Here is a 24681-nt window from a genome sequence, read left to right on the forward strand (position 1 = left end):
GCGGAAGCTTATCAATTTTTAATGTATTAAACTATTTTGAATGACATATGTCAGATGCTTGAAAAAAATAAATTTTATTATGATCTGAGATCCTGTAGGAAAGTGTAGTTTATTTCTATTATTTAATAAAATATTAAGAAAATTATAGAGATAATACATAAAGAGTAGAGGAGAAAGTAAACGCGGAGGTTTGAAGAATGGGACAAGTAAGTAGATTTCAAGAAAAACAACAGAATCGTCGTCAAAAGGCAATTTTTAATATTGCATTTACTTTAATATTAGTGACAGTTGGTATAGTGACATACCAGTTATTTACTGCTTCTAATACATCAAAGAAAGCAATTGCTCAAGAAAAGAAAGCAACAAAGATAGAAGAGAAGAAAACTGAAGATAAAGAAACAGCAAAGATAGAAGAGAAGAAAACTGAAGATAAAGAAACAGCAAAGATAGAAGAGAAGAAAACTGAAGATAAAGAAACAGCAAAGATAGAAGAGAAGAAAACTGAAGATAAAGAAACAGCAAAGATAGAAGAGAAGAAAACTGAAGATAAAGAAACAGCAAAGATAGAAGAGAAGAAAACTGAAGATAAAGAAACAGCAAAGATAGAAGAGAAGAAAACTGAAGATAAAGAAGCAGCACAGCTAGAAGAGAAATCAAAAGCAGAAAAATCGGTAAAAACAAACGGAAATGAAAATAATGAGGAAGAAAAAGCGGCATCTCAAGAAAAGGGTTCTCAAACTAATCCTTCTTGGAAGCCAATTGGTACCGAGCAAGGAGCAAAACCTGAAATGAAATTTAAAGAAGGAACAGTAGATTGGAGTGAGATGAAAAAAGCAATTTCTTATGCTGTTGATGTTCCAGAGAGCCAATTGATTTTCGATTTTATTGGGAATAATGGTAATAATAAAGCCTACGGTAATGTACGAGATAAGCAAAATAATAAAAAATATAAGGTTAATATTGATTGGGTAGAAAATCAGGGGTGGAAACCAGCATCTGTTCAGGTGGTAAGATAAATAATAGAAATGTAATGATGTAAATCAGCTGTCCATATGGGCAGCTGATTATTTTTTTGCTTAGCTTATTTTAAAAAAAACGCTGGTGGTACCTCGTTGAGAAATATGAATCAAATCTATATTTTGTTTTATTTACCTCACTATTTTATCCATAACTTCTTTATATTTATGATAGTAATTAGTTTCAAATAAATATGGGGATAGTTGGACTAAACAAAATGTTCCTTATAAGTAGTAAGTATCTTTTGCGATTTTAATTTATAATTATTTATAAAAAAGAAAAGACACCCTAAGGTGCCTTCCTTCGACTTGAACCATCTTAATTTTAATAATATATTGGACTCCCATCCAAATATTATTTTACCATGTTAAGTTATTTTATTCATTGAGAAATATGTTTTAAATCTATATTTTTAAAAAATATATAGATTTGAACAATATGTATACGAGCCGCATATCAAAAAAAAGACACTCTCAAGAGTGCCTCTCCTTAGCAGCCGAATCCGCCGCCCCAACAGCTAGCGCCAACGATGATTAATAAGATGAAGAGCACAACAAGTAAGGCAAATCCGCCGCCGAAACCACAGCCTCCACCACAACTACCGCCATAGCCCATATTAACTCCTCCTTCCATAAAGACCATTTATTAATGGATTTAATTTAATTTATGTTTTTAAGGATGAATGGAGCAGGTCCTTAAAAAAATAAAAGGATTTTGGAAGTTAAAAAGAGTTGACGACCTTATTTTTGTCACCGGTATTTTGTCTTCTACATATTGTATTTTATTCTGTGTATTGGGGGAAGGAGGATCTTATGGCTAATTCTGAGATGATTTTACGTTTACTTACGGATTTAAAGATTGAACAACAATTGTTGAAAGAACAGTTAGAAAAAATGCAAACAGCTGTGACTATTCTTGAAGAAAAATCAGTGACGCTTAAAGAAAAACCAGCGACTCTTAAAGAAAAAACAATGACTCCTGAAGAAAAACCATCTGTTACAAAGCAAAGAGCTTTTTCTGGACGCCCAACATCTTTTCGTGATTGGAGAGCATCTAGTCAAAAAAATTAGGGAATGTTATGTGAAATGATAAGTAAAAAAGTACAGTCTGCTGTAGAAAAGACTGTACTTTTTTATGTCAGTAGAGAATGTTAAGGTAGACGTATTTATTTGGCCTATTCCACTTTTAATTGGAGTTCTTTATCTAACTTATCATTATTAATTTTTAAAGTTAATCCTTGCGTGTTTTTCGGTACATCAAATACAATGTTTCCTTCCGAACTTTCATTAGGATTAACAATATTAAATTTGAATGTGGAGATATTTGCAGCTTTAAGTACTGACTGATATTCATTGGAAATGTGATATTCTCTTCCAAATCCATCAATTAATTTAAAGTTGTTGATATCTAGTGTAATGGGTTCTTCTTTGTGATTATAAACTGCGATATCTAATACTTTAAAGACACCTTGTGCTTTAACTTCTCCAGTCCCTAGAACATCTAATGACTCGGCAGATCCCATTGACATGTATACATCAGAGGAATCTACATTGGTAGGAAGTTCTTTTTGCGGAACCTTGCGATTAAGTTCGTTATTCTCTGTTTTTTTTGAAGTCTTTTGCTCGTTTTTCGCAGATGTATCATGTGAATTGCAAGCTGATACTCCAAACAAGAATGTGCTACATAATAATGATGTTAATAACTTTTTGTTCATCGTTTGTTTCTTCCTTCCAAAATAGAAGCACTTTTAATGAGTGCTATATATATTTATCTTTATATGTATTACATTTTATATCTTATTATATTGATTTTGGAAGGAAAAGGGAAAATATTGTGCATTTCTCTGATTCGAATTATTTATCTGTCTAAAAGTTGAAATTAAAATGAGCCCCATAAATGATAAACCATTCCACTAACAAAAAACACTAATCCTAAAAATAAAACAATTAAAGCAAGCACTCCATTTTTATTATGTTCCATAAAATTAGCTCCTTTTTCATTTACTTACATACAAAAGCCTCTAGTCGTAATTATAGCTAAAGACTTTAATCTTCATACTTTGTAGTTTATAAAAAAGTTGTACTTCTGTATTAATTTGGAATATGATTATTTAAAGAGAAGGTGATGAGTACATGCAGGAAACAAAACAATTCCCACTTATATCGGGAAATCTCTCATTAGATTTAGTAAATACAGAGTTAGTTAAGCGTGGACAACGTTATGATTTATTAATAACAGATGAAGATGTATTAGAATGGCTATATGTAATAAAGGTTAATCTTCCTTTTTTGAATGGAAAAACATTTATAGGGATTCAAGAGCGAATGAAGCTGGTTACATCTAGTATATTAGAAATAAGAAATATAATAAGAAAGCAGTTTGAGGCAATTGCTGATCAGCACGAAATTTCCAATGATTTTATTACGTATTTAGAAAAACAAATTGAGAAAGCACCGTTTACATATAAAATCATTGAACAGCAGCTAGTACCTATCCCGGTTGGAGAAATCGAGGATGTACTCACATCGTTAATTGCATTTGATGCTTTAACTTTAATAGTAGAAAATAAGCTTATTTCCCTTAAAAGGTGTTCAAACCCTGACTGTGTTTTATTATTTATAGATAAGAGTGGAAAACGAAAATGGTGTTCTATGAAAATATGTGGGAACCGGAAAAAGGTAGCAAAATTCCAGAATCGAAAATGTGAAGAAGTTTAGGGAATCAACTTATAACAGTTGATTCTTTTTTTGTATTCTTGAACTAACCCTTAAAATTAACGTTTACAGGTTAGTTATGTCAGGTTATAATTGTTGGTAAATAAAGGAGGAGAACGATGGATAATATAACAGCAACTAAGCAGAAAGATCCTCAACCAATAAGTGTACGATATTTTACAAAAATGAAAGGGAAAGGAAGAAGCCCATTACAAGTAAATGTAAAGGACTCTTTAACGGGACTACTAGGGGGATTTTTAACAATTCTTACCTTAACATATTTAACGAGCATAACCTCTACAGAATTATTAATGGCTCCATTTGGGGCGAGTTGTGTATTAGCGTTTGGAGTTTGGAATGCGCCATTATCTCAGCCGCGTAATATTATTGGAGGACATTTGATTTCAACTTTCATCGGTCTATCAATATATCATTTGTTTGGGAATGAATATTGGACAATTGCTTTAGCGGTGGGGATGGCAATAGCCGTTATGATGTTAACGAGAACGACGCACCCTCCAGCAGGCGCCGATCCGATTATCGTTATTTTAGGGGCAAATAGTTGGAGTTATTTAGTAACACCAGTTTTAATTGGCTCCGTTGTTATTGTAGTTATTGCTTTATTCATTAATAATATGAGTAGTAAAAGAAATTATCCAACTTTTTGGATGTAGTTTGTGAAGTGAAAAATAATTTAAGTGAGTATTCTATTCTTACTATGTTTTCATTTCACATACATTTTAGTTTACAAAGAAAAGACACCCATATAAGAGTGTCTTTTCCAATAGTTTTTTAGCAGAAGCAAGAAGCTCCAACGATGATTAATAAAATAAACAATACAACTAATAGTGCAAATCCTCCAGAAAAACCGCAGCTTCCAACGCAACTACCGCCAAATCCCATAATAGTTCCTCCTTTAATAAGAGGGGAAAACAAAGGGGCACTCGTGTTTTTTAACGGATTCCATTTACTTTATGTTTTGAAGTATAAACATGAGCGGGTCCTTTTGAAAATAAAAAAGACACCTTGAGGTGCCTTTTGTCCAATGTAATTTCATTAATATTCGTTAGCATAAAACTCTTTTATTAATTTTATTTCATTTGTATCTGGATTAAACTTAAATATTTTAATTTGATTAGATTCGTCTTTGTATGCAAATGTATTCTCACCAACTTGGGTCATATTGCTCGTGTTTACGATAGGTTCACTACCGTGATCAGTGATTTCCACAGTTTTCTCACGATCCCAGAATGCAATGACAATAATCAAAACGATAAGACATACACGTATAAAACGTAATTCTCTTGCAACAGGATGTTCCATCTGTTAGTCTCCTTTACTGTTTGATAGATTCTGTTTATAAAAGAGATAATTCCTAGGAATAGAATATAAATAAAAAAGACACTTTAAAAAGTGTCTTTTTTATTTTAGTTATGCGCATTACTTAATAAGACGCTAGTTCCTCAGTCTGGCTATGAGTAACTATGTAGGGTGATTTCATTATAACATTTTAACCAGTAATGGGTCTATATGGAATTTATTTGATTTTAATTTTGATTATTCATAACTATTTGTTAAGTGTTTAGATGAAGGAACTAAGCTTGTTTTAGAAGAGTATTTAGATGAACTTGATATAGGTGCTATGTCTTATACATTGGTCTTGCGGCAATACAACTGGAGAAAGGGGAGGTTTGCATTAATCGAGCGAGGGGAAAATCGTGAGCTTTGGGAAGAAGCTGATGTAGAAGATTATGAAGAGAGAAAGTTTTACATACATTAAAAGCACAGCTGATAAAGTGTAGAGTTATATTTCCCTTTACACGAACATAACGGTATAATATAGTTAAGTTAAGTAAACTTAACTATTAAGTGAAACGAAATAAAAGCATGGAGGATGCTATGACTAGAACGTATAAAGAAGTAATTAATGAAATGAATCGAGCCTATACGGAACTCTATATTTTACTATTTCAAGATTTAAAGGATGAGTTCGGTCTTACTGGGCAGCAAGAGAGCATGTTATTTCATATTCATTTAAATGAAAACACGACAGCAAATAACATTGCGAGTACGTTTAATATAACGAAAAGTGCTGTGAGCCAAGTTTTATCGAAATTGGAAAAACAACAGATGATTTCAAAACAAGTAAACCCTAATAATAAAAGGGAGTATTTTCTTACACTTGGTCCAAAAGGTAGTAAGTATATAGAGCGGTTGTCTGAGTTAGATGATGTATTAATTGAGAAATACTTTTCCAAAATCGATATAAATGCCCTAGAGCAAATGACCGATACGTTAACGAAAATAAATAAAGTGATATTGGAAGAAAAGCAGAAGGATATTGATTGTAATGAGTAAGAAGCAAGATGAAACAATTAGTAGAAAGGAGGGGAAGCATGTGATGAGTTACATACCGAATATGATTACGATAGCAAATTTTGTGTGTGGGCTTTTGGCTATTCACGCTGTTTTCGTTCACGATATTTATTTGGGAGCAGTTTTTATTATTACGGGTATGTTGTTTGACCTTTTTGATGGCATGGTCGCTCGGAAACTTGATTCTGTTTCGGAAATAGGCGGAGAGCTAGACTCATTTGCGGATTTAGTTACTTTTGGTGTGGCACCGTCTATTCTTGCATATAGTGCTTCGTTAAAAGATTTACAGTCTATCGGGATGATATGTGCCCTCGCGTATAGTATTTGTGGAATGCTTCGGCTTGCGAGGTTTAACACACGGCAAAGCAAACTCCCAACATTCATCGGAATGCCCATTCCATTTGCGGCGATGTGTATCCTCATTTTATGCCGCCTAAATAATCCAGTTTCCGTGGCATTTGGTACATGCGTACTCGCTTATTTAATGGTGAGCAAAATCAAATTTCCTCATTTTAAAAAAGATATAGCTGAAAGCTTGAAGCCTGAAAGATTGGATTGATGATACGGAACTACAATGAGAAAGATAAAGGAGAATAACATGATTCGTATGGCACTAAGATCGTTCAACATACAAATGTATTGTTTGCTAGGCGTAATGTTATTGGGATGGTTGATGACACCTTTTTCAGCCCAGTTTGTAGGGATAAGTATTGGCCTTTTGGTGAGTATGTACTGCGCCTGGATTTTAGGAAGGCGTATTGAAAAGTTCGGAGATAGCATTGTAAAAAAAGAAAAAGCACCGATGCTCGGAATGATGAATCGGTTCGCAGCCGCAATACTAGGTGCGATTATTATGTATGAAATAGAACACCATGAATTCATGTGGACATTTGCTGCTGGAATCATGGGGGGATATTTCTTGGTTATTATTAATTTAGGGTATTACAGTATGAGGGATGCGGAGGAATAAAGAAAAGACACCCTAAGGTGCCTTCCTTCGACTTGAACCATTTTCATTTAATACGAATCTATCCGTATTACCCCTTTGTTATAAATGTAAACACACCCTATAAAACAGAATCATCTATATACACCAGATTGTTAGTTCATAAAATACAAGAAATTTGAGATTAGTATCGGAGTAACGCCACATCCCCTAAAATGATTGATATGTTACGCCTATCAAAAGAATCTGCTTTATAGAACGTGTCCACAGTTTATATTTTACTATATTTAATATTCATTAAGTGTATTTTTTGTTAATATGTATAATTACATAAAGTTGAAGGCGAAAGAGAGTATGCTTTCGTATTGTGTAATGAAGAAAAAACACTTTAAGGTGCCTTCTTTCGATTGGAATCATCTTAATTGTATTGCGTCGTTATCATATAAGAAAAAAGACATCAATTAAGATGTCCTTTTTTCTTTGTAAAATTGGTGTTAAGAAGGTATAACCTATGAATAATATAACAATCATCGAGTAAGTTTATTATAGCAGCGATAAATAGGGTTTTTATATGTAATATTACATATATATAGATTTATTTATGTTTTATTTGTATATTTTAATTGTCTGTTCCTTGTTTTAATTCGTTTAGTTATATTATTTTTTGAGTGCTCCAGCAATGGAGCCTTTTTTTAGTATTCTATTTTGATGATGTTCCATAAGATTAGCACCTTTTAAAGCTGTTTTTATATAAAAAGCCTTTAACTTGTAATTATAGCTAAAGGCTCTAAGTGTCATACTTTATAGTTTATAAAATCTTATAAGAAGAATAACCAGTATTTTATATAGAATTTATCCCGCTATTTGCCGGGCTGCCTGTAAACGCCCAAGTGGTGAGAGCTGATTAAAGTTTCACTTTATAATGTTTTTTATCCAATTTGGAATTGAAAATGTACTAGCTTGATAATGAAGCTAGGTTATTAGAAGTGAAAAATTTTAGTTTTATTATAATTAATAGAAATGAAAGTAGTGTAAATATAAATCCACTCCAAATAAGTTGATGAATACCTAAGTTTGAAATGAACCAGCCTCCAATAGTTGTTCCTAGAGTAATTCCGAGATTTGAGAATGAAACGAATAGGCTATTACCAAATTCGGGTGCTTCTCTTGCTTCACTTATTAACCATGTTTGACCAACAATTAATCCACCAGCATGCACGATTCCCCAAATGAATACCATAAAAATCATTGGAACAAGATAAGAACCTAAATAATAAACCAATATGTAAACAATAGAATATAAAATAGGGAACGATATTACTGTATTTACTATGCTTCTTTGCAAGAGACTACCAAATAAATGATTGCCTAAAATCATAACTATACCAAATATGAATAGCATGACACTGATGAGAGATCCATTCATGGAAGTTACTTTTGCAAGGTACTCGGCGAAGTAGCTGTATACGGAAAACATAGCTGCAAAAAGGAATGTGATGGTTAAAATATTTAACCATAATCCTGGTTTGCCGAGTATACGAATTTGTTTGCCGAAAGACATTTTTTCTTTAACGGGCATAGAAGGAAGTGAGATTAGCATTCCAATGAATGCAAGGGCGTTAATAAGCGCTCCGAATAAGAAAGCAATTTCTAATGAAAATTGATCTGCAAGGTAAGAGGTTAATGGTACACCTAGTGCAAAGCCAACCGTAATTCCCATGAAAACTTTTGTAACCGCTTGACCACTCTTTTCAGGAGGGGCAAGTTTAGCAGCTGTTACAAGAGCGATTGAAAAGAAGAGTGGGTGAAGTGCTGCTGGTAAAATACGAAAAACAAGCATGATTTCAAATTGTGTTGTATAAGCGTAGATTATATTTGAAATAACAAAAACAAAGATGACTGTTAATAAAATTATTTTGCGATTAATACTAGAAATGAGCAGAATTAAAAACGGACCAGAAATAGCAACGACTAGTGCGAATATACTTACTAAAAATCCTGCTTGTGCAGTTGAAATGCCAAATTTCTGAGTGATTTGTGGTAATACGCCGACAATACCCATCTCGGTAGTAATAATTCCAAACACCCCTATTGCTAGTGTAAGAATAAGTAAAGGACTTACTTTTTTCATTTGTAAAACTCTCCATTCTTATTATTATTTTGAAAGTAAAATCGATTTATTAACAAAGAAATGAGCATGATTGGATGTCAATAGTATTAGAATTATGTAATGTTAAATACAAAGACAGATATCTAAATAACTAGATATGATATGTTAAAAAAATGCTCCTTTCTATGTTTCTTACTTTTATAGGTAGCGAAGTTTTAAAAAGAATGTATTGGACAGCTATATAAAAGTAGAATGTGTGAAAGCAAATAATCAATTGGTAGGTTGATTATTTGCTTTCATTTTATAATTCGTTTTGAACGTATTCAGAAAACTCTCGTATTGTTTTTTCATTTCGGCGATAGTAGGTCCATTTTCCAATTCGGTCAGATTGTAGTAAACCTGCTTTTTTCATAGTTAATAAATAACTAGAAATAACCGATTGGGCTAAGCCAGTTTTAAGCTGGATATCTCCTACGCACACTCCAACTTGAAAACTAAGGCCTTGCTCTAGATAAGCTTTTTCATCGAAATGGTTTTCTGGATTTTTCAACCATGATAAAATTTGACATCTTGTTTCATTTGACAATGCTTTATAAATTAATAAAGGTTCCATAAGGATATTATATCTACTTTTATAGATTTGTAAATGGGTTTGTGTGATTTTAAGGGAAGAAGGTATAGTTGATCCCCTCGAATAGGAACAGGGTGCTCTTGATCTGTACCTTTTGTAAAGGACATTCTAAAAAAAGTTAGGCAACCTAAAAAAGATGATTTCTGTATGCAAACAGGAGTCATTTTCTTTAAATTCTATTGATAGCAAGAGTGATTATAGTACGTCATATATTTCTTAATTTCATGTGTTAACTGAACAAACGATTCACATGAGTTTATATATGCTGCATCGGTTAAAGTATTACAGGCAAAAATGATAGTATTGTTAGGTTTAAGCATGTTGTTGCCTAGCTATCAATGGCGTATTCCTAAGAAGAGTAATAATAAAACCCAACTGAAGATTTAAGAAAAATTTTATGTTTATCCCACTCTTTATTTTAAAAGTTTATCCTATCCTATAAATGACTTACATCATGAAGGAGACTAAAAAAGACAAAGTCATAGATGAAAATGTAAAGTTAGGGGATTCTACATGCATACAGGAGTTTTGATTAGTTATTTGTATACGTATTTTTTTACTATAATTTTTTGTATTGTGTTTCAAATTGGATTTTATTTTAAAGCGAAAAACAATATATCTATTCGGCATTTTTTATGGGTGTATGTTTTTCTATTCTACCTTTCGCTAGTGTATAAGGTGACGCAAATCGCGACTGTATGGGATATAAGTAGATATGAAACGTGGATTCGTGTAAGTCAAATCAACTTGACTCTATTTGATACGGTAGGTAGTACTACGTATCTTTTGAACATTGTACTGTTTATGCCGTTAGGTTTTTTATTACCGACTATTTGGCCGCAGTTTAGAAAGATAAAAAACACCGTATGCGCGGGATTCTTTTTTTCATTGGCAATTGAGTTAAATCAATTACTAAATAATAGAATTACAGATATTGATGATTTATTTACGAATACCCTTGGGGCAATTATTGGGTATGTCTTATATAAAGTATTATATACAGCGTTATTTAAATTGATATTGAAAAGAGAGGAAAAAAAGCTTGATACAAACTCGTCTCTAGTCATAAAATACGAGGCTGTTTTTTGTTTAGTGTGTTCATTTGTAGGTGCGATGTTCATTTATTATCCAGCTTTATTTGGAAGACCTGTAATCATTCAGTGAGGTGAGTATGAATTTCTTTTGAACGCTCGAGCGATATTTCAATTTGTAAAAAGCCTTTAACTTGTTATAGTTAAAGGCTTTTATCATCATAATTTTTACTTACCAATTACCCACTCTAACATCCGCCTTCAACCACTTCACCCAATCCAAATCCTCTACCTTAAGCAAACTGAGAGAAACACCCTTCATATCTAAAGAAGTCAACAGCGTACCAACCTTTACGAACTCCACATGTAATCCTTCCAGTTCACACAAACGGCGAATGTCATTTGCGAAAATGTATTGTTCCATTAATGGAGTTGCGCCGAGTCCATTAATAAGGATAGCGAAGTTGTCTCCTTTTCTCCAGCGGTAAATACTTTTTAGTTTGTTCATCAGTTCAATCGCTAATATTTCAGAAGAGGATAGTGCTTCTTTACGGTAACCTTTTTCTCCGTGAATGCCGACGCCATAAAACACTTCATCATCGTTTAATGTGAATGAAGCTTTTCCTTTCACTGGATCGTTGGCAGGGGAAAGGGCAACTCCTAATGTGTGTAAGTTTTCAGTAATAGAGCGGCCGAGTGCTGTTAGTTCTTCTAAAGAATGTCCTTCAAGAGCGGCCGCACCAAGTATTTTTTGAACGAAAACAGTGCCAGCTACGCCGCGTCTTCTTTTATTAAAAGAAGCATCATCTTCAATTGAAACGTCGTCATTTACGATGATGTGGTCAATTTTTCTTCCTTCTTCTTTAGCAATTTGCTTTGCCGCTAGAAAGTTTTCAACGTCATCTTTAAAGTTTTTAATGATGAATAAAATATTTTTATCTTTCGGCATGAGGCGAGTTGCCGCCACAATTTGTTCCACTGTAGGCGGAGTGAAGATGCTTCCGTTTACTGCTGCCGTAAGCATTCCTTTTCCTACATAGCCAATATCAGCGGGTTCATGCCCGCTACCACCGCCGCTTATTATAGCAACGTTTTGCTTCAGTTTTTCAATATCTTTTACATAAATGATGTTATTTGTTTCGTCGTAATTTACTTTGTCGTTATGTTCAAAATAAAAGCCATGCATCATATCTTGAACAATATTTTGTACATCATTCATAATCTTTTTCATTGCTTTTGCCACCCTTTAATTACTTTGCTGATTGCTCAAGTAATAGTAGTAATTGATTGTTTATCATATTTTTCATGAGAGAAGACATAATGGATGGATTTACTTCGCACTTGCTTTCAATCCAATCTTTTATCGTTCCAACGAAGCCGTGACTATAAAAGGAGGCAATCGTATTTTTTGTCTCGTCAGAAAGGCTGAATCCACAGTTCGCAGATAATTCATCAATAATCTTTATATATAAGTTTTTCGTATGCTCAAATAAATAGTGATTAAACGAGTTTTGTTCAATGACTTTAAAAGCATTTCGGTAAAATTTTTGATTTTCGTAAAAGTAATCAAATAATAAATCGAAAATGTTTTCCCATGTTTCATAATCGAGAAAGTCGATAATGTTTTCTTTCGTTTCTTCTCTATAAATCCAGCTTAATAGTTCAAATTTATCTTTAAAATGATAATAAAAAGTTTGCCTACGCATTTGACAGTGTAACATAATATCGCTCACTGATATTTTATGAAACGACTCTGTTTCCATTAAATATTTCAATGAGTTCGCGATTATCTTTTTAGAAATTATAGAAGAGGTCATCTGAATCATCCCTAGAATGTTATTAATATAAAAATCCTATCTATAAATGAGAGCGGTGTCTTTAGACAGATTGTCCATTTTGTCCGTTTACTGTAAAACGCTTTCATTTTAACATGAGTAGTAAGAAGAAGATTTCAAATATATCACAATATATTAAAGGAATTGAGGGATAATCACAATGAAAAAGATTATAAACAAACCAGAAACATTAGTAATGGAAATGTGTAACGGAATGGTTATGGCTCACCCAGAGCTTGAACTTTTGAAAAAATATAAAGTTATTAAGAAGAAAGAAATGAACGAAAACAAAGTAACGTTAATTAGTGGCGGCGGTAGTGGCCATGAGCCGGCACATGCAGGATTAGTCGGAAAAGGAATGTTAGATGCGGCGGTGTGCGGAGATGTGTTTGCGTCACCTTCACAAATTCAGGTGTATCAAGCGATTAAAGAGACAGCTAGTAAAAAAGGAACGTTATTAATTATTAAAAATTACAGCGGCGATATTATGAATTTCAAAAACGGGGCTCATTTAGCGACGGAAGATGGAATTGAAGTCGACTACGTAAAAGTGGATGATGATATTGCGGTAGAAGATAGCCTATATACAGTAGGACGCCGCGGCGTTGCGGGAGTTATTTTAGTTCATAAAATTGCCGGCGCAGCAGCGGAAGAAGGTATGGATTTAGGAGCGGTGAAAGCTGTAGCGGAAAAAGCAGCGGCTAACGTGCGCACAATCGGTTTAGCGTTAACTTCTTGTACAGTTCCAGCGAGCGGATCACCTACTTTCACACTTGCGGAAGATGAAATGGAATACGGCGTAGGTATTCACGGCGAACCAGGAATTAAGCGTGAAAAAATGCTGTCAGCAGATGAACTAGCTAACCGTATGACAAATGATCTTGTAAAAGATTTAGGAGTAAAAGATGGCGAGGAAATCGCACTTCTAGTTAACGGTTTTGGCGGAACACCACTGCAAGAACTTTACTTATTTAACAACGCAGTGACGAGAGAATTAGCTGCTAGAAACATTAAAATCAATAGAGTATTCGTCGGTAACTATATGACAAGTATCGATATGGCTGGCATGTCTTTAACAGTGATGAAGTTAGATGATGAGTTAAAAACATTACTATCAAAAGAGTGTAATACACCAGCGTTTAAAGTAGATGGGCCAGTTGAAAGTGTAGAGTACGTGAATGTGCTTGAAGAGACAGAAGAGAAGGAAGTTTCCTTTGAAATAGAAACGGCGGAAGAGCACGCTGTTATTAAGGATAATGTTATTACATTAAACAACATGATTTATCTCGTTGATAAAATGAGCGACGTTATTATTAAAAACGAAGTACCGTTCTGTGAGTTAGATACACACGCAGGTGACGGCGATTTCGGAATGAGTGTGGCAAAAGGATTTAAGCAATTAAAACGTGAGTGGCATTCTATTGTAGATCAAGAGAACGTAACGATTGGGTCATTCCTTGACGGTTGTTCAATGATTATTATGGAACATTGTGGCGGCGCATCTGGTCCAATTTGGGGTGGTGCATTCCGCGCAGCTAGCAAAGCAGCAGGAGAAAAACGTGAGCTAACAGTGAAAGAATTCGCTGAAATGTTGCAAGCAGCACTTCAAGGTATACAATCTATCGGAGAAAGATCATTTGGTAGAGGAGCGGTAGTTGGTGACAAAACACTTGTTGACGCGCTTGCTCCATGTGTAGATTCTTGGTTAGATAGCGCTTCAAACGAAGAAGACATGAAAACTGCTTTTGAAAAAGGAGCAGAAGCAGCAGTTAAAGGAGCGGAGTATACGAAAGAAATCGTAGCTCGCATGGGCCGCGCCGGTACAGTTGGTGAAAGAAGCTTAGGCTATCCAGATGCAGGTGCACATGCACTTGGAGTTATCTTTATGGAGATTGCGGGTAGTTTGAAATAGGAATGAGAAAATCCCCTCTGCCTTAAGGTGGAGGGGATCTTTAATTATAACCATCATTCTTCCAGTGAAAAAATTTATTTGTTAGCCAATCTAGAAGCCGCCTCTTCAACTTCTTTATACGCATTTTGTAATACTTCATTTGAATCTAGTACTGCTGTTCCTTGTGCACGAACGATTTGATAATCTTCAATACCTAGGAAATTAAACATTGCTTTTAAATATTTATGAGAGTATTCCACTTCTGTATACCAATCATCATTTGTATAAATTCCTCCACTTGCTTGTATAACAAGCATTCTTCTTCCATCTTTAAGTAATCCGACTGATCCAGTTTCAGTATATTTAAATGTTTCACGTGCAATCATGATATTGTCCATGTAATCTTTTAACTTTGATGGAATATTAAAGTTGTGCAAAGGTAATACGATAACATACGTATTTGCACTTTTAAATTGTTGTAAAATCTCGGACATACGCTCTGTTACTTTTTGTTCTTCATCAGTTAACTTTTGTCTATTTCCTTGCTTTTCCCATGCGCTTAAAACAGTTTTATCTATCATTGGTACTACATCATCGTATAAATTAATCTGTTCAATCGTTTCATTATTAGGAATTAATTCTTTATAAGATACTAAAAAGTGGTTAAGAACCTTAATGCTGACTGATGATGGATCATCCACTTTCGGATGTGCGTTTATGATAAGTGTTTTGTTCATTTGTATTTCCCCTTTTTAAAAGTTTTTACGTTTATATTAAAGACCAAGTTAATCGACGATTAACTTGGTCTTTAATATAAACTCTGAAATTATTTTTGTCAAATGAAATACATACTATTCTAAAAGAGCTTTTTTTATTTGACTAAAATTCTAAATGGTCCTAAGATACAATTTGATAACCCTTAAAATAAAAAGCAGGTGATTTGTATATGCAATATAGTGTTGGGGTTGAATATGCCTTGCATTGCCTAGTTTATTTAATTAATACTCCTTCCAAGGAAAGTGTTGGAATAAAAGATTTGGCAGAGTTTCAAGGACTTTCTGAAACATTTCTTTCAAAAGTTTTCGGTAAATTATCTAAAGCTGATATTGTGAATTCTGTCCCAGGTGTAAAGGGAGGATATAGGTTAGCTAAGTCTCCAGAAGATATTTCTTTTTGGGATGTAATAGAAGCCGTCGAAGGCCCAAAACCTATTTTTCAATGTAAAAATATTGTACAGAATGGTGTACTATATCGGGATGAGGCTTGTAATTCTTGTGAACCTAGCAATTCTTCTTGTACAATTAACTTAGTAATGCTTGAAGCAGAAGAACACATGCGTGAGTTTCTTCGCAAAAAGACTCTTGCATGGTTAGATAAAGAACTTGACATTGCTTTACCTGAAAAGATAAGGGTAGATACTCGTGAATATTTCAAACAAAAAAACTCTAACTAAATCGCCATGACGAATTAGTTAGAGTTTTTTTATATTAATTCCATCATGTGAGTACTTCATCACAAATTCCTTCTTTAAATATCACATTTAATTAACTCATAAAGTTTCAAATTGATTAACATTAAAATTCTAAAAAATACAATTTTATTTTCGTAAAAAGTAAATGAATTTATGTGTTCAGATATTTTAAATATAGTGAAAATTACCTTTGAAAAAGGAGCAGAGTATACGAAAGAAGCTTAGGATATCCAGATGCAGGTGCACTTGCACTTGGGGTTATCTTTACGGAGATTGCGGGTAGTTTGAAATAGGAATTAGAAAGTCCCTCTGCCTTAGGGCGGAGGGACTTTTATATATTATTCATTTGTATCTATATCAAATTTTCCGGTACTTTTTGCTTATTTGAGAGATTTCTTCAATCAAATTGTATTTTAGACTTAGTTTGTTTGTGATTGTAGCTTATCAATTTTCCAGTATGTTTGTAGAGGGTCTAAAGAGCTTTCAATATAAAACATATATTCATCTAAGGCACCTGGTGCTTCAAAAGCTATTTTCAATTCTACCGTTTCATTTGGTTTAACTTGTATATCAGAAGGGTTTTGATCAAGCACCTTTCCTTTATAGATCTTTCCGTCTTTTTCATCTTTTAAGTTATATTTTAATTCTGATAGTCCAATCGTTTGACCTCGTACATTTGTTACAGAGACATTAACAATGACGGAATCGTTGCTAGCATTTAAATATGCACTTTGAACAGCGGCCAAGTAATAGCCTCCCTTAACACTCTCGCCAACTAATAAAATGCCTTGTTCCAAGCGGCTCATCTCTTCTTTTTCTTCAAAATTTATTAATTCTTCATTTTCATTTTTTGCGGTTGGTTCTTCTATTGGACCATTTTCAACGGCACTATCTGTTTTATCTTGTGTGCAAGCAGCCGTAACACTGACTAATACTAGAATGAAAGTAAGTAATATAGATAATTTTCTCATAAAATTTATCTGTCTCCTTAAGTTTCTCAATTTTGTGCAGCTATACATATAAGATTAACATAATGTCTCATTATTGGCTCAAAATAGGGGGTCTTTTAGACAACTTATTCTTTTTACTTTTAATATACATTCGATTGGTTCTCGCGATATTTGTTAATCTTTTAAAACATTGGCTTAGTAATACCGAGGGTTATTATAGATATATTAATCATGTAATTTGTCCATATCAAAATGAACGTTTTTTGCATCTAATATATTGTAAATATATTTTATTTTGAAAGGATGTGATTATATGGCCCATAAATCTACTGGAGTGTTCCGAGTTCCAGTCTCTGAAAATGGGATTATTCCAACTGCTCTCAACATTATGCTAAACAATGATTCGCGTTGCCATACTAGTAATGTGACGGTAACTGTTAAGAGAAGTCGAAACACTTTTTTCCCAACTCAAAATGAATTAGTTGAAATCTCTCGTACTTTTGTTTCTTTAGAACCAAACAGAACAACTAAGATTGTGTTATTTACTCCAGAATTCCAAATAGAAGATTTTCTTGATGTCATCATTAGTGGAAATAAAGAGGATGTTAAGGATGTTCTTGTATATTCTTTCTTAGCAGATTCAGTAGGTCATAATCTGCCATCTACTGTTTTCAGGAATGCAGAATACACTTTTGCTTGCTGACACCGTGATGATGTATTCTTTACTGTCGTATATCTGAATTGAAATGTTAAATAGGAGTTGATTTAACATTTATTCCGTATTAACGGGCTGCCCGTAAATGCAGCAGGCGAAAAACGTGAGCTAACAGTGAAAGAGTTCGCTGAAATGTAGCAAGCAGCACTTCAAGGCATACAATCTATCGGTGAAAGATCGTTCGGTAGAGGAGCGGTAGTTGGTGAAAAAACGCTTGTTGACGCACTTGGGGTTATCTTTACGGAGATTGCGAGTAGTTTGAAATAGAAATAAGAAGATCCCTTCTACCTTAAGGTGGAAGGGATCTTCTTATTATTGTTTTTTGATATATATTGCTAAATATGTTCCAATAATTAATTCTATTGTATTGAGAATAATATCAGCTACATCAAAAAAACGACTTATAAAAGGAACTAGTATTTGAGGTGGGTTTATTAACGAATTTTATATATAGCATGAATGAAAATAGGATAAATAAAACAATGTTTCCTATTATGTTTTTAAGAATTAATTGAGTAGGTACTTGTAAAAATAAAGAAAAGATACCAAAAGGAGCATTCTGCCGACTTAAATTATTTTAATATTATCGTTCTAAGTTTAAAAGCTATAGGGATTTTTTCTGTGGGATTTGTAAGTAGTTTTTACGAAATTATGAGTGTTTTTTATTTTGTAATTCAATAAGTTCATCTGGTAGCATTTTTGTATAATATTCTTTTTCTGTTAGTTCAAATATAAATAATGCTTTTTTCCAGTTATAAATAACATCTTCTACATTATGTTGTTTAATTTTTAATAAAAACTGACCTTTTAAATAGAAGAGTTCACCTAATAGGTATAACGTATTTAGATTAATTGCTAATTTGATGCCCTTATCAATGTATTTTATTGCCTCTTCATGTTGATATGTGAAGTCCAAAGATTTTGCTAAATTTAACATGATTTTCAACTTAATTTCTTTATCTCTAGGAAAATCTAACTTATTAAAATTACTTAAACATCTTTTTAATATATTAATACTTTTTTCATATTCTTTATTTTCCGCATAAAATATAGCCATTGTTTGCATAATATCTATTTCTCTTTCTGATAAAAAATCAGAATTAGTTAAAGTCAGTTTTAATGCATTATTTAAAAAATCTAAAGCATTTTTTAATGATTTATCCACTATAAATATAGCAATTGCTTCATGCCATATTAGAAATTGTTTCTCTTCTTTTGTTTGAAAATTATTTAAGTTTTTCTCTTTTTTCACTATTTCATAAAGTTCTTTATATTGTTTTTGCTTTAAGCAATCTTTTATTACGTATTTTACATTTTCTACATATTTTAATCTTTTATTTTGAGTTAGTGCAAATATATTATTTGGATCAATACCAAGTCTTTCTGATAATTGATATAGCAATATACTAGATGGATAAATCATACCTTTTTCAATCTTGCTAATTTGACTTTGTGAACATATTCCATGACATAATTCGGATTGTGATATATTTTTTTTGATTCTAAGTTCTTTAATGGTAATACCCAAATCGTTAAATTCCATTCTTCCACCTACTATTTAGCACTTTCACTTTATTAATATAAGAATATTCCCTAACCTTAATGTAATGTAAAATTAATATAGTTGCAATTATTGTTTTAAAGGAATAAGATGCTGAGACTTTTATATGTACAAAAAAGATACCTTAAGGTATCCTCGCAATTGATATATGAGACTATAGTTTTCCAATCAGAAAAAATTTTGGATCAGCCCATTAATGGTATATCTTGATATTTAGTTTATTTAGTATGGATTTTTACAAACCTTCCTAACCCCTCTATTTTCCATTTGATAAAATAAAATCCTAATATTACCAATAATTAAATAAATATTTCTACATATTCAAGATATTTACATAAATTACAAAAGTGATACATTTAAGTTGTAAGTTATAAAAACTATTAAAGGGGGATTTATTATGTTCAAGAAATTAGTAGTAGGGCTATTGGCAACAGGTATTGCATTAACAGGAGGAATTGGGGCAGCTTCAGCTGATACGCAAAAAGCTGTGAGCTCTCCGAAACAAGCAACATGCTCAATTCCTTATGAGTATTCTAACGGTAAGTTCAAAAGAACTCTTTATTACTCAAATGGAGTATATGCTAATAGTTTTAATGAAAATGTTTGTGGCGGGACGATTACGTGGTATTTAAAACATGTTCAAAATGGAGTTGCTTTTTACGAAGGTAATTTAAAATAGTAGATTTTTTGAACCTCATTTATTGAGGTTCTTTTATTTTTAGTTTTTAAACTGATTTTCTATAAAAAAGACACCCTAAGGTGCCTTCTTGCGATTTGATCCATCGTAATATGGTATTGGATGCCAATCCAATTATTATTTTACCACATTAAATAGTTGCGGTTATTGAGAAACAATAAAACTCTTTATTTGAATGAAAAAAGCCCTAGGGGGACTAGGACTTTTTTCTAGAATGAATATGATTTAAAAAAGGACTTATATAACGTAACATATGAATGTTTCGTAAATGTATCAAAAAAGTGAACAAAATAGTTAATTTAAATAAAAAATATTTCCTTGTATTAAGCAGCTAGCAAAGGCTAACTGCTTAATACAAGGAGATACAGAGAAGACTAAATGGATTCTGGCATACAGCCTATCAACATTATGGACATAATATTGAGTTTTATTCAAAGGAATTCATGTTTTATAAATTAGATTATGATAGTTGATATTCTCCATATTGACCAGAAAAGAATTAAAAATTCTAGTGAAATTCCAAGTGTTCGTTTCCTAGTTTTTTGAAATTCTTTTATTAAATAGCCAACAGCACTAATTGCTATAAGAATGAAAAGAATAAGTTCGAGTGTAACTGGCATTTTATCTACTCCTAATACAATAATTTATTATATAAAGATTATAAGATATTTTTATGGCTAGTGGTGAAAAATTTAATAGAACTATTTCTAAATGGATGAAATGTTTCAACAGACCAATCAAAGGTTAATACAACAAGTGTTATACAATATACGCATGGAGGGCCATCGGGCTGATGAAATATTGAAGTATAAAGAGTTGTTATATCAAAGGATTATTACCGAAGAAGAGTTCTAAGTGAAGAAAAAGTAATTATTAGGTATATAGATGAAACGCTCAAATGAGCGTTTTTTTATTTATATATTCGCAAGTAAAATAACATAATATTACTATGAATCCTTATAACAATATGAATTTTTGCATATTTTAAAATTCAATATATCCATCAAAAACTTTTAATTGTATAATATATTTTGTCATATTTTTAGATTTTTCGACATAAACCAACAAAAATAGAGAGTGTATTGGGAGAAGACATTATGTATACAAAACTATTAAAATCAATTACATCATTATCACTTATTGGTGGTGCGTTGTTATATACAAATGGTAGCGATGTAAAAGCTGCTGAAGTGGGTGTTTTTTCTGATGTGCCGACATCACATTGGTCATATCCTGCGATTAAAGATTTAGCGAGTAAAAATATTATTTCCGGTTATGGAAATGGGATATTTGGTTTTGGAGATGTTGCGACAAGGGAGCAAGTTGCGGCTTTAATTTATCGAGTGTTAGTACCGAATAAACAAGGCGGTTCGTTTAGTAATGATGGAACTCGTTACGTATTAAAGGATGGATCTACGTTTAAAAATCCTTACGGTGATATTAATCAAAGTTCTACAATGTTCCCAGAAGAGGTATTAACTTTAACGAATTTAGGAGTTTTTAAAGGTGATGAAAACGGCCAGTTTAGACCGAAAGCTTCTGTGAGTCGTGCGGAAATGGCACAAATTCTTACAAATGCTTTCCATCTTGCGGCAAAACAAAAACATACCTTTAAGGATGTTCCAAATCCATTTTGGGCAGAAAACGCAATTAGTGCGGTGCAGTCAAATGGAATCGCAGATGGCACAGGGAACGGGAATTTTGAACCGTATGGCACAGTAACACGTGAACAGTATGCGCAGTTTTTATATAAAACTTTGAAGTATAAAAATGCTGATGTGAAAGACACAGGAGATGCGGCATTATTAACAGCGTTTAAAGGGGAAGTACAAAAGCGTATTAATACATACGAGACAAATATTACACTTCCATATAAAACGAAAAACAATAATACAAACGAAGTGATGAATACACTTTTTAACGCATATAAAGAAGTTGCAAGTAAAAATGAGTATACAAATAATAATAGATCGAATGTTTCATATGGACTTTCTGGATCACCTGGAAATTATACATTTACGCTTAAGATTACATATCGTGAAACGAAAGAACAGACGGAATATGTCATGAAACAAGCGAAAGCAATCGTTTCTTCTATTACTCAAGTTGGAATGGATGATCACGAAAAAGTGAAGGCGATTCATGATTACGTAGTAAAACATGTTTCTTATGATACGTCTTATAAAGCTTACACAGCATATGAAGCACTTGTAAATCGTTCTGCGGTTTGCCAAGGTTACGCACTATTAACTTATCAATTATTAAAAGAAGCAGGAATTGAAAATCATTTCGTGACAGGAACTGGGGACGGACAACCTCATGCTTGGAATTTAGTGAAAATCGAAAACAAATGGTATCACCTGGATACAACATTCGATGATCCGGTTCCAGATGAACAGGGCCGCGTAACGTATTCGTATTTCAATTTATCAGATGAACAAATCGCAAGAAATCATGAGTGGAACCGCGGAGACTATCCGCAAGCTACAACAAATTATTATAGTACACTGACAAACAAAATTGCGGCAGGTAGTACGAAAACGCCTGCATATCAGCAAATATTAAAAGATACAAAGTTAAACTATTTAGGAAATGAATATATCGTAAACAACTATACCGAATTAAAAAATAAAATGCAGCAGCGTTATAGTGCAAAACCAGAGAAAATTGAAGTGCTGTACAAGCAATCAATGAATGGTGCACTGCAAGATGTGAAAAAGGCAATTGGCGAAATCTATTATCCGCAAGGGGCAAATCGAGTTTCTTATAAAGCGGAGCCTTACAATGCGAAAGAAGGGTATTCTTTAGTGACGATTACGTTTACGTATTAAGAATGAGAAAAAAGCATCTGTTTCAGATGCTTTTTTTTTATTATATTGATTCGACAAAATATGACAGGTGAAAACGAATTGGTCTGTTATGATAATTTTTGAAATTTTACATTTTGGAGGATTAATCATGAATAAAAAGAAGATTTTCGCTGCGTTAATAGGAATTGTAGCCTTATTTATAATTATTAATGTAGTTGTTACGAAAGAGAAAACGACATCAACCAGTGAAAAAATGTACTCTGAGAAAGAATATAATAAATTAGTAGATGAACATTTTGAAGAGACGCAAAAGTTGAAAAGTGATATGAGTGTGTTAGAAACTGAAAAAAAATCTCTTGATGAGCAAGTGAAGAAGTTAAAAGATGAGTTAGCGAAAAAAGAGCAACAAGTAGCGCAGCAGCCGGTTCAACAAGAACAACCAAAGCAAGAACCACAACAACCAGCACCAGCGCAACAGCCGGAAAAGAAAGAAGAGCCAAAACCGGAACAACCTACTGGAGCATTCGAAAACCCTATGAAAAGCATAAACAAAACAGATGCAATGAATAAAGTAAAAGAAAAGGCGAAGCAAGACTTCCAAGATGACTATATGACACAAAACTTTGTTGCGGAGGAACAATCAAAAGCATTTGATTTCTTAAACAGTATTGAAATTAAATCACAAGAAGAATTAAATGTAATGAAGAATGCATTGAAAGATTTTTCTAACGACTTTATGACCGCGAAGTTTGTTTATGAAGAGCAAATGAAGGCGAAGAATAAGCAAGGGTAAAACAAAAACGCTATCTTTTAAAAAGGTAGCGTTTTTGTTTTGGGTTATAAAGTTATTCCTACATTTGACATATACAGTCTGACTGTATAAAATTTAACTATACAGTTCAACTATATAGTTTGGCTATATAGTTATCGTTACATTGGAGGTCTTTATGAATAGAGATAAAAATTTACCATTAACGGAAACAACGTATTACGTTCTTTTAGCTTTATTAGAGCCAGCTCATGGATATTTAATTATGCAAAAGGTGGAGGAACTGAGTAATCATCAAGTAAAAATCGCAGCGGGTACATTGTATGGTGCGGTTGAAAATTTATTAAAACAAGGGTTAATAGAATCGGTAAAAAGTGAAGATAAACGAAGAAAAGTGTATGTCATTACGGAACGAGGGAAAGAAGTATTACACTTAGACTTTATGAGAATGCAGCACATTATTGCGGTTACAAAAAGTTTATTACACGTATAGTTAGGGGGAAACGATGATGTGGAGATTGAAATTCTTTTTAGACTTTGAGAAAGAGGAAAAATGGTTAGAGGAGATGGCTTGGAAAGGCTATCAACTAGAAAGCAATACATTTGGTTATACATTTAGATATACAGAACCGGAAGATGCGACGATTAAAATAGACCATAGAGTATTTAGTAGAAAAAGTGATTTTATTAATTACTGCACATTATTTGAAGATAGTGGCTGGGAGCATATAGCTGGTAATAGGTGGTCAGGTACGCAATATTTTAAAAAGGTAGATGAAGAAAGTGAAGATGACATTTTTTCAGATCCAATGTCACGAGCAGGGAAGTATAAGCGTCTATCTAAAACATTTTTAGAATTAGCGATCTGTTATTTGCCGATATTATTTTTATTTATGTATAGTAATACAATGAATTTAGGAGCCTTTGTAAATCCGAAAGAACTATACTTGACGCCAGGATTATGGGATAAGCAAGGTGTATCATTTCTATGGTCATTGTTATTTGAAACGCCATTTGCATTAATGAGAGGACTTTTTTTGACATTTATCCCCGTTGTGACATGTATGTATTTCGTTTGCTCGTATAAAGCAAATCGATTGTATGAAGAGAGAAGATGATAGGATGGGGTCTCTTAAAGCTGATGCTTTGAGGGGATT

The 24681-nt window shown here is 32.9% G+C and carries 28 protein-coding genes and 3 pseudogenes; 18 read left to right on the top strand and 13 right to left on the bottom strand.

Going from position 1 to position 24681, the window contains the following annotated elements:
* Positions 1-197: 197 nt before the first annotated feature.
* Positions 198-1016, top strand: coding sequence for a YrrS family protein (locus NZ044_RS05150; protein WP_106081515.1), 819 nt, complete (start codon positions 198-200; stop codon positions 1014-1016).
* Between the two features lie 490 nt (positions 1017-1506).
* On the opposite strand, the gene NZ044_RS05155 is transcribed toward NZ044_RS05150, so the two are convergent.
* The gene (locus tag NZ044_RS05155; protein WP_000540377.1) at positions 1507-1632 is read right to left on the bottom strand and encodes a YjcZ family sporulation protein; all 126 of its coding nucleotides are present in this window, start codon (positions 1630-1632) and stop codon (positions 1507-1509) included.
* Positions 1633-1829: 197 nt separating this feature from the next.
* On the opposite strand from NZ044_RS05155, the gene NZ044_RS05160 reads away from it, so the two are divergent.
* The gene (locus NZ044_RS05160) at positions 1830-2087 is read left to right on the top strand and encodes a hypothetical protein (RefSeq protein WP_000013694.1); all 258 of its coding nucleotides are present in this window, start codon (positions 1830-1832) and stop codon (positions 2085-2087) included.
* 104 nt (positions 2088-2191) lie between these two features.
* Here the strand turns inward: NZ044_RS05160 and NZ044_RS05165 are convergent, their stop codons facing one another.
* Entirely contained in the window at positions 2192-2731 is a 540-nt protein-coding gene (locus NZ044_RS05165) for a DUF4352 domain-containing protein (protein ID WP_017762862.1), read from the bottom strand.
* A 418-nt stretch (positions 2732-3149) separates the two neighbouring features.
* On the opposite strand from NZ044_RS05165, the gene NZ044_RS05170 reads away from it, so the two are divergent.
* Together NZ044_RS05170 and NZ044_RS05175 are read left to right on the top strand one after the other, a co-directional pair.
* Complete coding sequence (locus tag NZ044_RS05170; protein WP_063675040.1) at positions 3150-3734, top strand: CGNR zinc finger domain-containing protein; 585 nt, start codon at positions 3150-3152, stop codon at positions 3732-3734.
* A 116-nt stretch (positions 3735-3850) separates the two neighbouring features.
* Positions 3851-4405 (top strand): HPP family protein, encoded by a 555-nt coding sequence (locus NZ044_RS05175; protein WP_000368843.1) that lies wholly within the window; start codon positions 3851-3853, stop codon positions 4403-4405.
* Between the two features lie 118 nt (positions 4406-4523).
* On the opposite strand, the gene NZ044_RS05180 is transcribed toward NZ044_RS05175, so the two are convergent.
* The gene (locus NZ044_RS05180; protein ID WP_098505961.1) at positions 4524-4634 is read right to left on the bottom strand and encodes a YjcZ family sporulation protein; all 111 of its coding nucleotides are present in this window, start codon (positions 4632-4634) and stop codon (positions 4524-4526) included.
* A gap of 153 nt (positions 4635-4787) precedes the next feature.
* Positions 4788-5054, bottom strand: a complete 267-nt coding sequence (locus tag NZ044_RS05185; protein ID WP_000400973.1) for a YmzC family protein — start codon at positions 5052-5054, stop codon at positions 4788-4790.
* Positions 5055-5301: 247 nt separating this feature from the next.
* Between NZ044_RS05185 and NZ044_RS05190 the strand changes: the two are divergent.
* The 4 genes and pseudogenes from NZ044_RS05190 to NZ044_RS05205 form a co-directional block, all read left to right on the top strand.
* A pseudogene (locus NZ044_RS05190) lies at positions 5302-5561 on the top strand (hypothetical protein); the annotation flags it as partial.
* 69 nt (positions 5562-5630) lie between these two features.
* Positions 5631-6089: a MarR family winged helix-turn-helix transcriptional regulator gene (locus NZ044_RS05195; RefSeq protein WP_000198951.1), complete on the top strand. Its 459-nt coding sequence runs from the start codon at positions 5631-5633 to the stop codon at positions 6087-6089.
* Positions 6082-6666, top strand: coding sequence for a CDP-diacylglycerol--serine O-phosphatidyltransferase (gene pssA, locus NZ044_RS05200; RefSeq protein ID WP_000038933.1), 585 nt, complete (start codon positions 6082-6084; stop codon positions 6664-6666). The genes NZ044_RS05195 and pssA overlap by 8 nt, the downstream gene beginning before the upstream one ends.
* A 39-nt stretch (positions 6667-6705) precedes the next feature.
* On the top strand, positions 6706-7077 hold the full coding sequence (locus NZ044_RS05205; RefSeq protein WP_086396963.1) for an ATP synthase subunit I: 372 nt from the start codon (positions 6706-6708) through the stop codon (positions 7075-7077).
* A gap of 633 nt (positions 7078-7710) precedes the next feature.
* Here the strand turns inward: NZ044_RS05205 and NZ044_RS05210 are convergent.
* The 4 genes and pseudogenes from NZ044_RS05210 to NZ044_RS05225 form a co-directional block, all read right to left on the bottom strand.
* Positions 7711-7851: a hypothetical protein gene (locus NZ044_RS05210; RefSeq protein ID WP_003281151.1), complete on the bottom strand. Its 141-nt coding sequence runs from the start codon at positions 7849-7851 to the stop codon at positions 7711-7713.
* Positions 7852-8008: 157 nt separating this feature from the next.
* Positions 8009-9184 carry an MFS transporter gene (locus NZ044_RS05215; RefSeq protein WP_000757913.1) on the bottom strand — a complete coding sequence of 392 codons (1176 nt, stop codon included), beginning with the start codon at positions 9182-9184 and terminating at the stop codon, positions 8009-8011.
* Positions 9185-9464: 280 nt separating this feature from the next.
* Complete coding sequence (locus tag NZ044_RS05220; protein WP_000433538.1) at positions 9465-9776, bottom strand: ArsR/SmtB family transcription factor; 312 nt, start codon at positions 9774-9776, stop codon at positions 9465-9467.
* Between the two features lie 194 nt (positions 9777-9970).
* Positions 9971-10072 (bottom strand): annotated as a pseudogene (locus NZ044_RS05225) (TetR family transcriptional regulator); the annotation flags it as partial.
* 235 nt (positions 10073-10307) lie between these two features.
* On the opposite strand from NZ044_RS05225, the gene NZ044_RS05230 reads away from it, so the two are divergent.
* Positions 10308-10958 (top strand): VanZ family protein, encoded by a 651-nt coding sequence (locus NZ044_RS05230; RefSeq protein ID WP_000556849.1) that lies wholly within the window; start codon positions 10308-10310, stop codon positions 10956-10958.
* 99 nt (positions 10959-11057) lie between these two features.
* Here NZ044_RS05230 and dhaQ read toward each other — a convergent pair whose 3' ends face one another.
* A complete protein-coding gene (gene dhaQ, locus NZ044_RS05235; RefSeq protein ID WP_017762868.1) occupies positions 11058-12056 on the bottom strand; it encodes a DhaKLM operon coactivator DhaQ in 999 nt (332 codons plus the stop codon).
* A 19-nt stretch (positions 12057-12075) separates the two neighbouring features.
* A complete protein-coding gene (gene dhaS, locus NZ044_RS05240; protein ID WP_340949599.1) occupies positions 12076-12642 on the bottom strand; it encodes a dihydroxyacetone kinase transcriptional activator DhaS in 567 nt (188 codons plus the stop codon).
* 178 nt (positions 12643-12820) lie between these two features.
* Between dhaS and dhaK the strand changes: the two genes are divergently transcribed.
* Positions 12821-14572 (top strand): dihydroxyacetone kinase subunit DhaK, encoded by a 1752-nt coding sequence (dhaK, locus tag NZ044_RS05245; RefSeq protein ID WP_000720762.1) that lies wholly within the window; start codon positions 12821-12823, stop codon positions 14570-14572.
* A 74-nt stretch (positions 14573-14646) separates the two neighbouring features.
* Here the strand turns inward: dhaK and NZ044_RS05250 are convergent, their stop codons facing one another.
* On the bottom strand, positions 14647-15288 hold the full coding sequence (locus NZ044_RS05250; RefSeq protein ID WP_340949600.1) for an FMN-dependent NADH-azoreductase: 642 nt from the start codon (positions 15286-15288) through the stop codon (positions 14647-14649).
* 209 nt (positions 15289-15497) lie between these two features.
* Between NZ044_RS05250 and NZ044_RS05255 the strand changes: the two genes are divergently transcribed.
* Positions 15498-16004: an RrF2 family transcriptional regulator gene (locus tag NZ044_RS05255; RefSeq protein WP_001200339.1), complete on the top strand. Its 507-nt coding sequence runs from the start codon at positions 15498-15500 to the stop codon at positions 16002-16004.
* A 224-nt stretch (positions 16005-16228) separates the two neighbouring features.
* A pseudogene (locus NZ044_RS30810) lies at positions 16229-16315 on the top strand (DAK2 domain-containing protein); the annotation flags it as partial.
* A 126-nt stretch (positions 16316-16441) separates the two neighbouring features.
* Here NZ044_RS30810 and NZ044_RS05265 read toward each other — a convergent pair.
* Positions 16442-16993, bottom strand: a complete 552-nt coding sequence (locus NZ044_RS05265; protein ID WP_098505963.1) for a hypothetical protein — start codon at positions 16991-16993, stop codon at positions 16442-16444.
* 292 nt (positions 16994-17285) lie between these two features.
* On the opposite strand from NZ044_RS05265, the gene NZ044_RS05270 reads away from it, so the two are divergent.
* Positions 17286-17675, top strand: coding sequence for a hypothetical protein (locus tag NZ044_RS05270; RefSeq protein WP_000940659.1), 390 nt, complete (start codon positions 17286-17288; stop codon positions 17673-17675).
* 661 nt (positions 17676-18336) lie between these two features.
* Here NZ044_RS05270 and NZ044_RS05275 read toward each other — a convergent pair.
* Positions 18337-19230 carry a helix-turn-helix domain-containing protein gene (locus tag NZ044_RS05275; RefSeq protein ID WP_000395471.1) on the bottom strand — a complete coding sequence of 298 codons (894 nt, stop codon included), beginning with the start codon at positions 19228-19230 and terminating at the stop codon, positions 18337-18339.
* A gap of 415 nt (positions 19231-19645) precedes the next feature.
* Here NZ044_RS05275 and NZ044_RS05280 point away from each other — a divergent pair, with 415 nt between their 5' ends.
* From NZ044_RS05280 to NZ044_RS05300, 5 genes are all read left to right on the top strand, one after another.
* Complete coding sequence (locus NZ044_RS05280) at positions 19646-19927, top strand: LCI fold-containing protein (RefSeq protein ID WP_000473837.1); 282 nt, start codon at positions 19646-19648, stop codon at positions 19925-19927.
* A 1115-nt stretch (positions 19928-21042) separates the two neighbouring features.
* Positions 21043-22776 (top strand): S-layer homology domain-containing protein, encoded by a 1734-nt coding sequence (locus NZ044_RS05285; protein ID WP_098505966.1) that lies wholly within the window; start codon positions 21043-21045, stop codon positions 22774-22776.
* A gap of 127 nt (positions 22777-22903) precedes the next feature.
* On the top strand, positions 22904-23548 hold the full coding sequence (locus NZ044_RS05290) for a hypothetical protein (protein WP_063675046.1): 645 nt from the start codon (positions 22904-22906) through the stop codon (positions 23546-23548).
* 154 nt (positions 23549-23702) lie between these two features.
* A complete protein-coding gene (locus NZ044_RS05295; RefSeq protein WP_001078063.1) occupies positions 23703-24017 on the top strand; it encodes a PadR family transcriptional regulator in 315 nt (104 codons plus the stop codon).
* Positions 24018-24030: 13 nt separating this feature from the next.
* Positions 24031-24642 (top strand): DUF2812 domain-containing protein, encoded by a 612-nt coding sequence (locus NZ044_RS05300; protein ID WP_002162900.1) that lies wholly within the window; start codon positions 24031-24033, stop codon positions 24640-24642.
* Positions 24643-24681: the final 39 nt, after the last annotated feature.

The sequence above is a fragment of the Bacillus sp. FSL K6-1338 genome, assembly GCF_038006965.1.
GTDB lineage: Bacteria > Bacillota > Bacilli > Bacillales > Bacillaceae_G > Bacillus_A > Bacillus_A thuringiensis_S.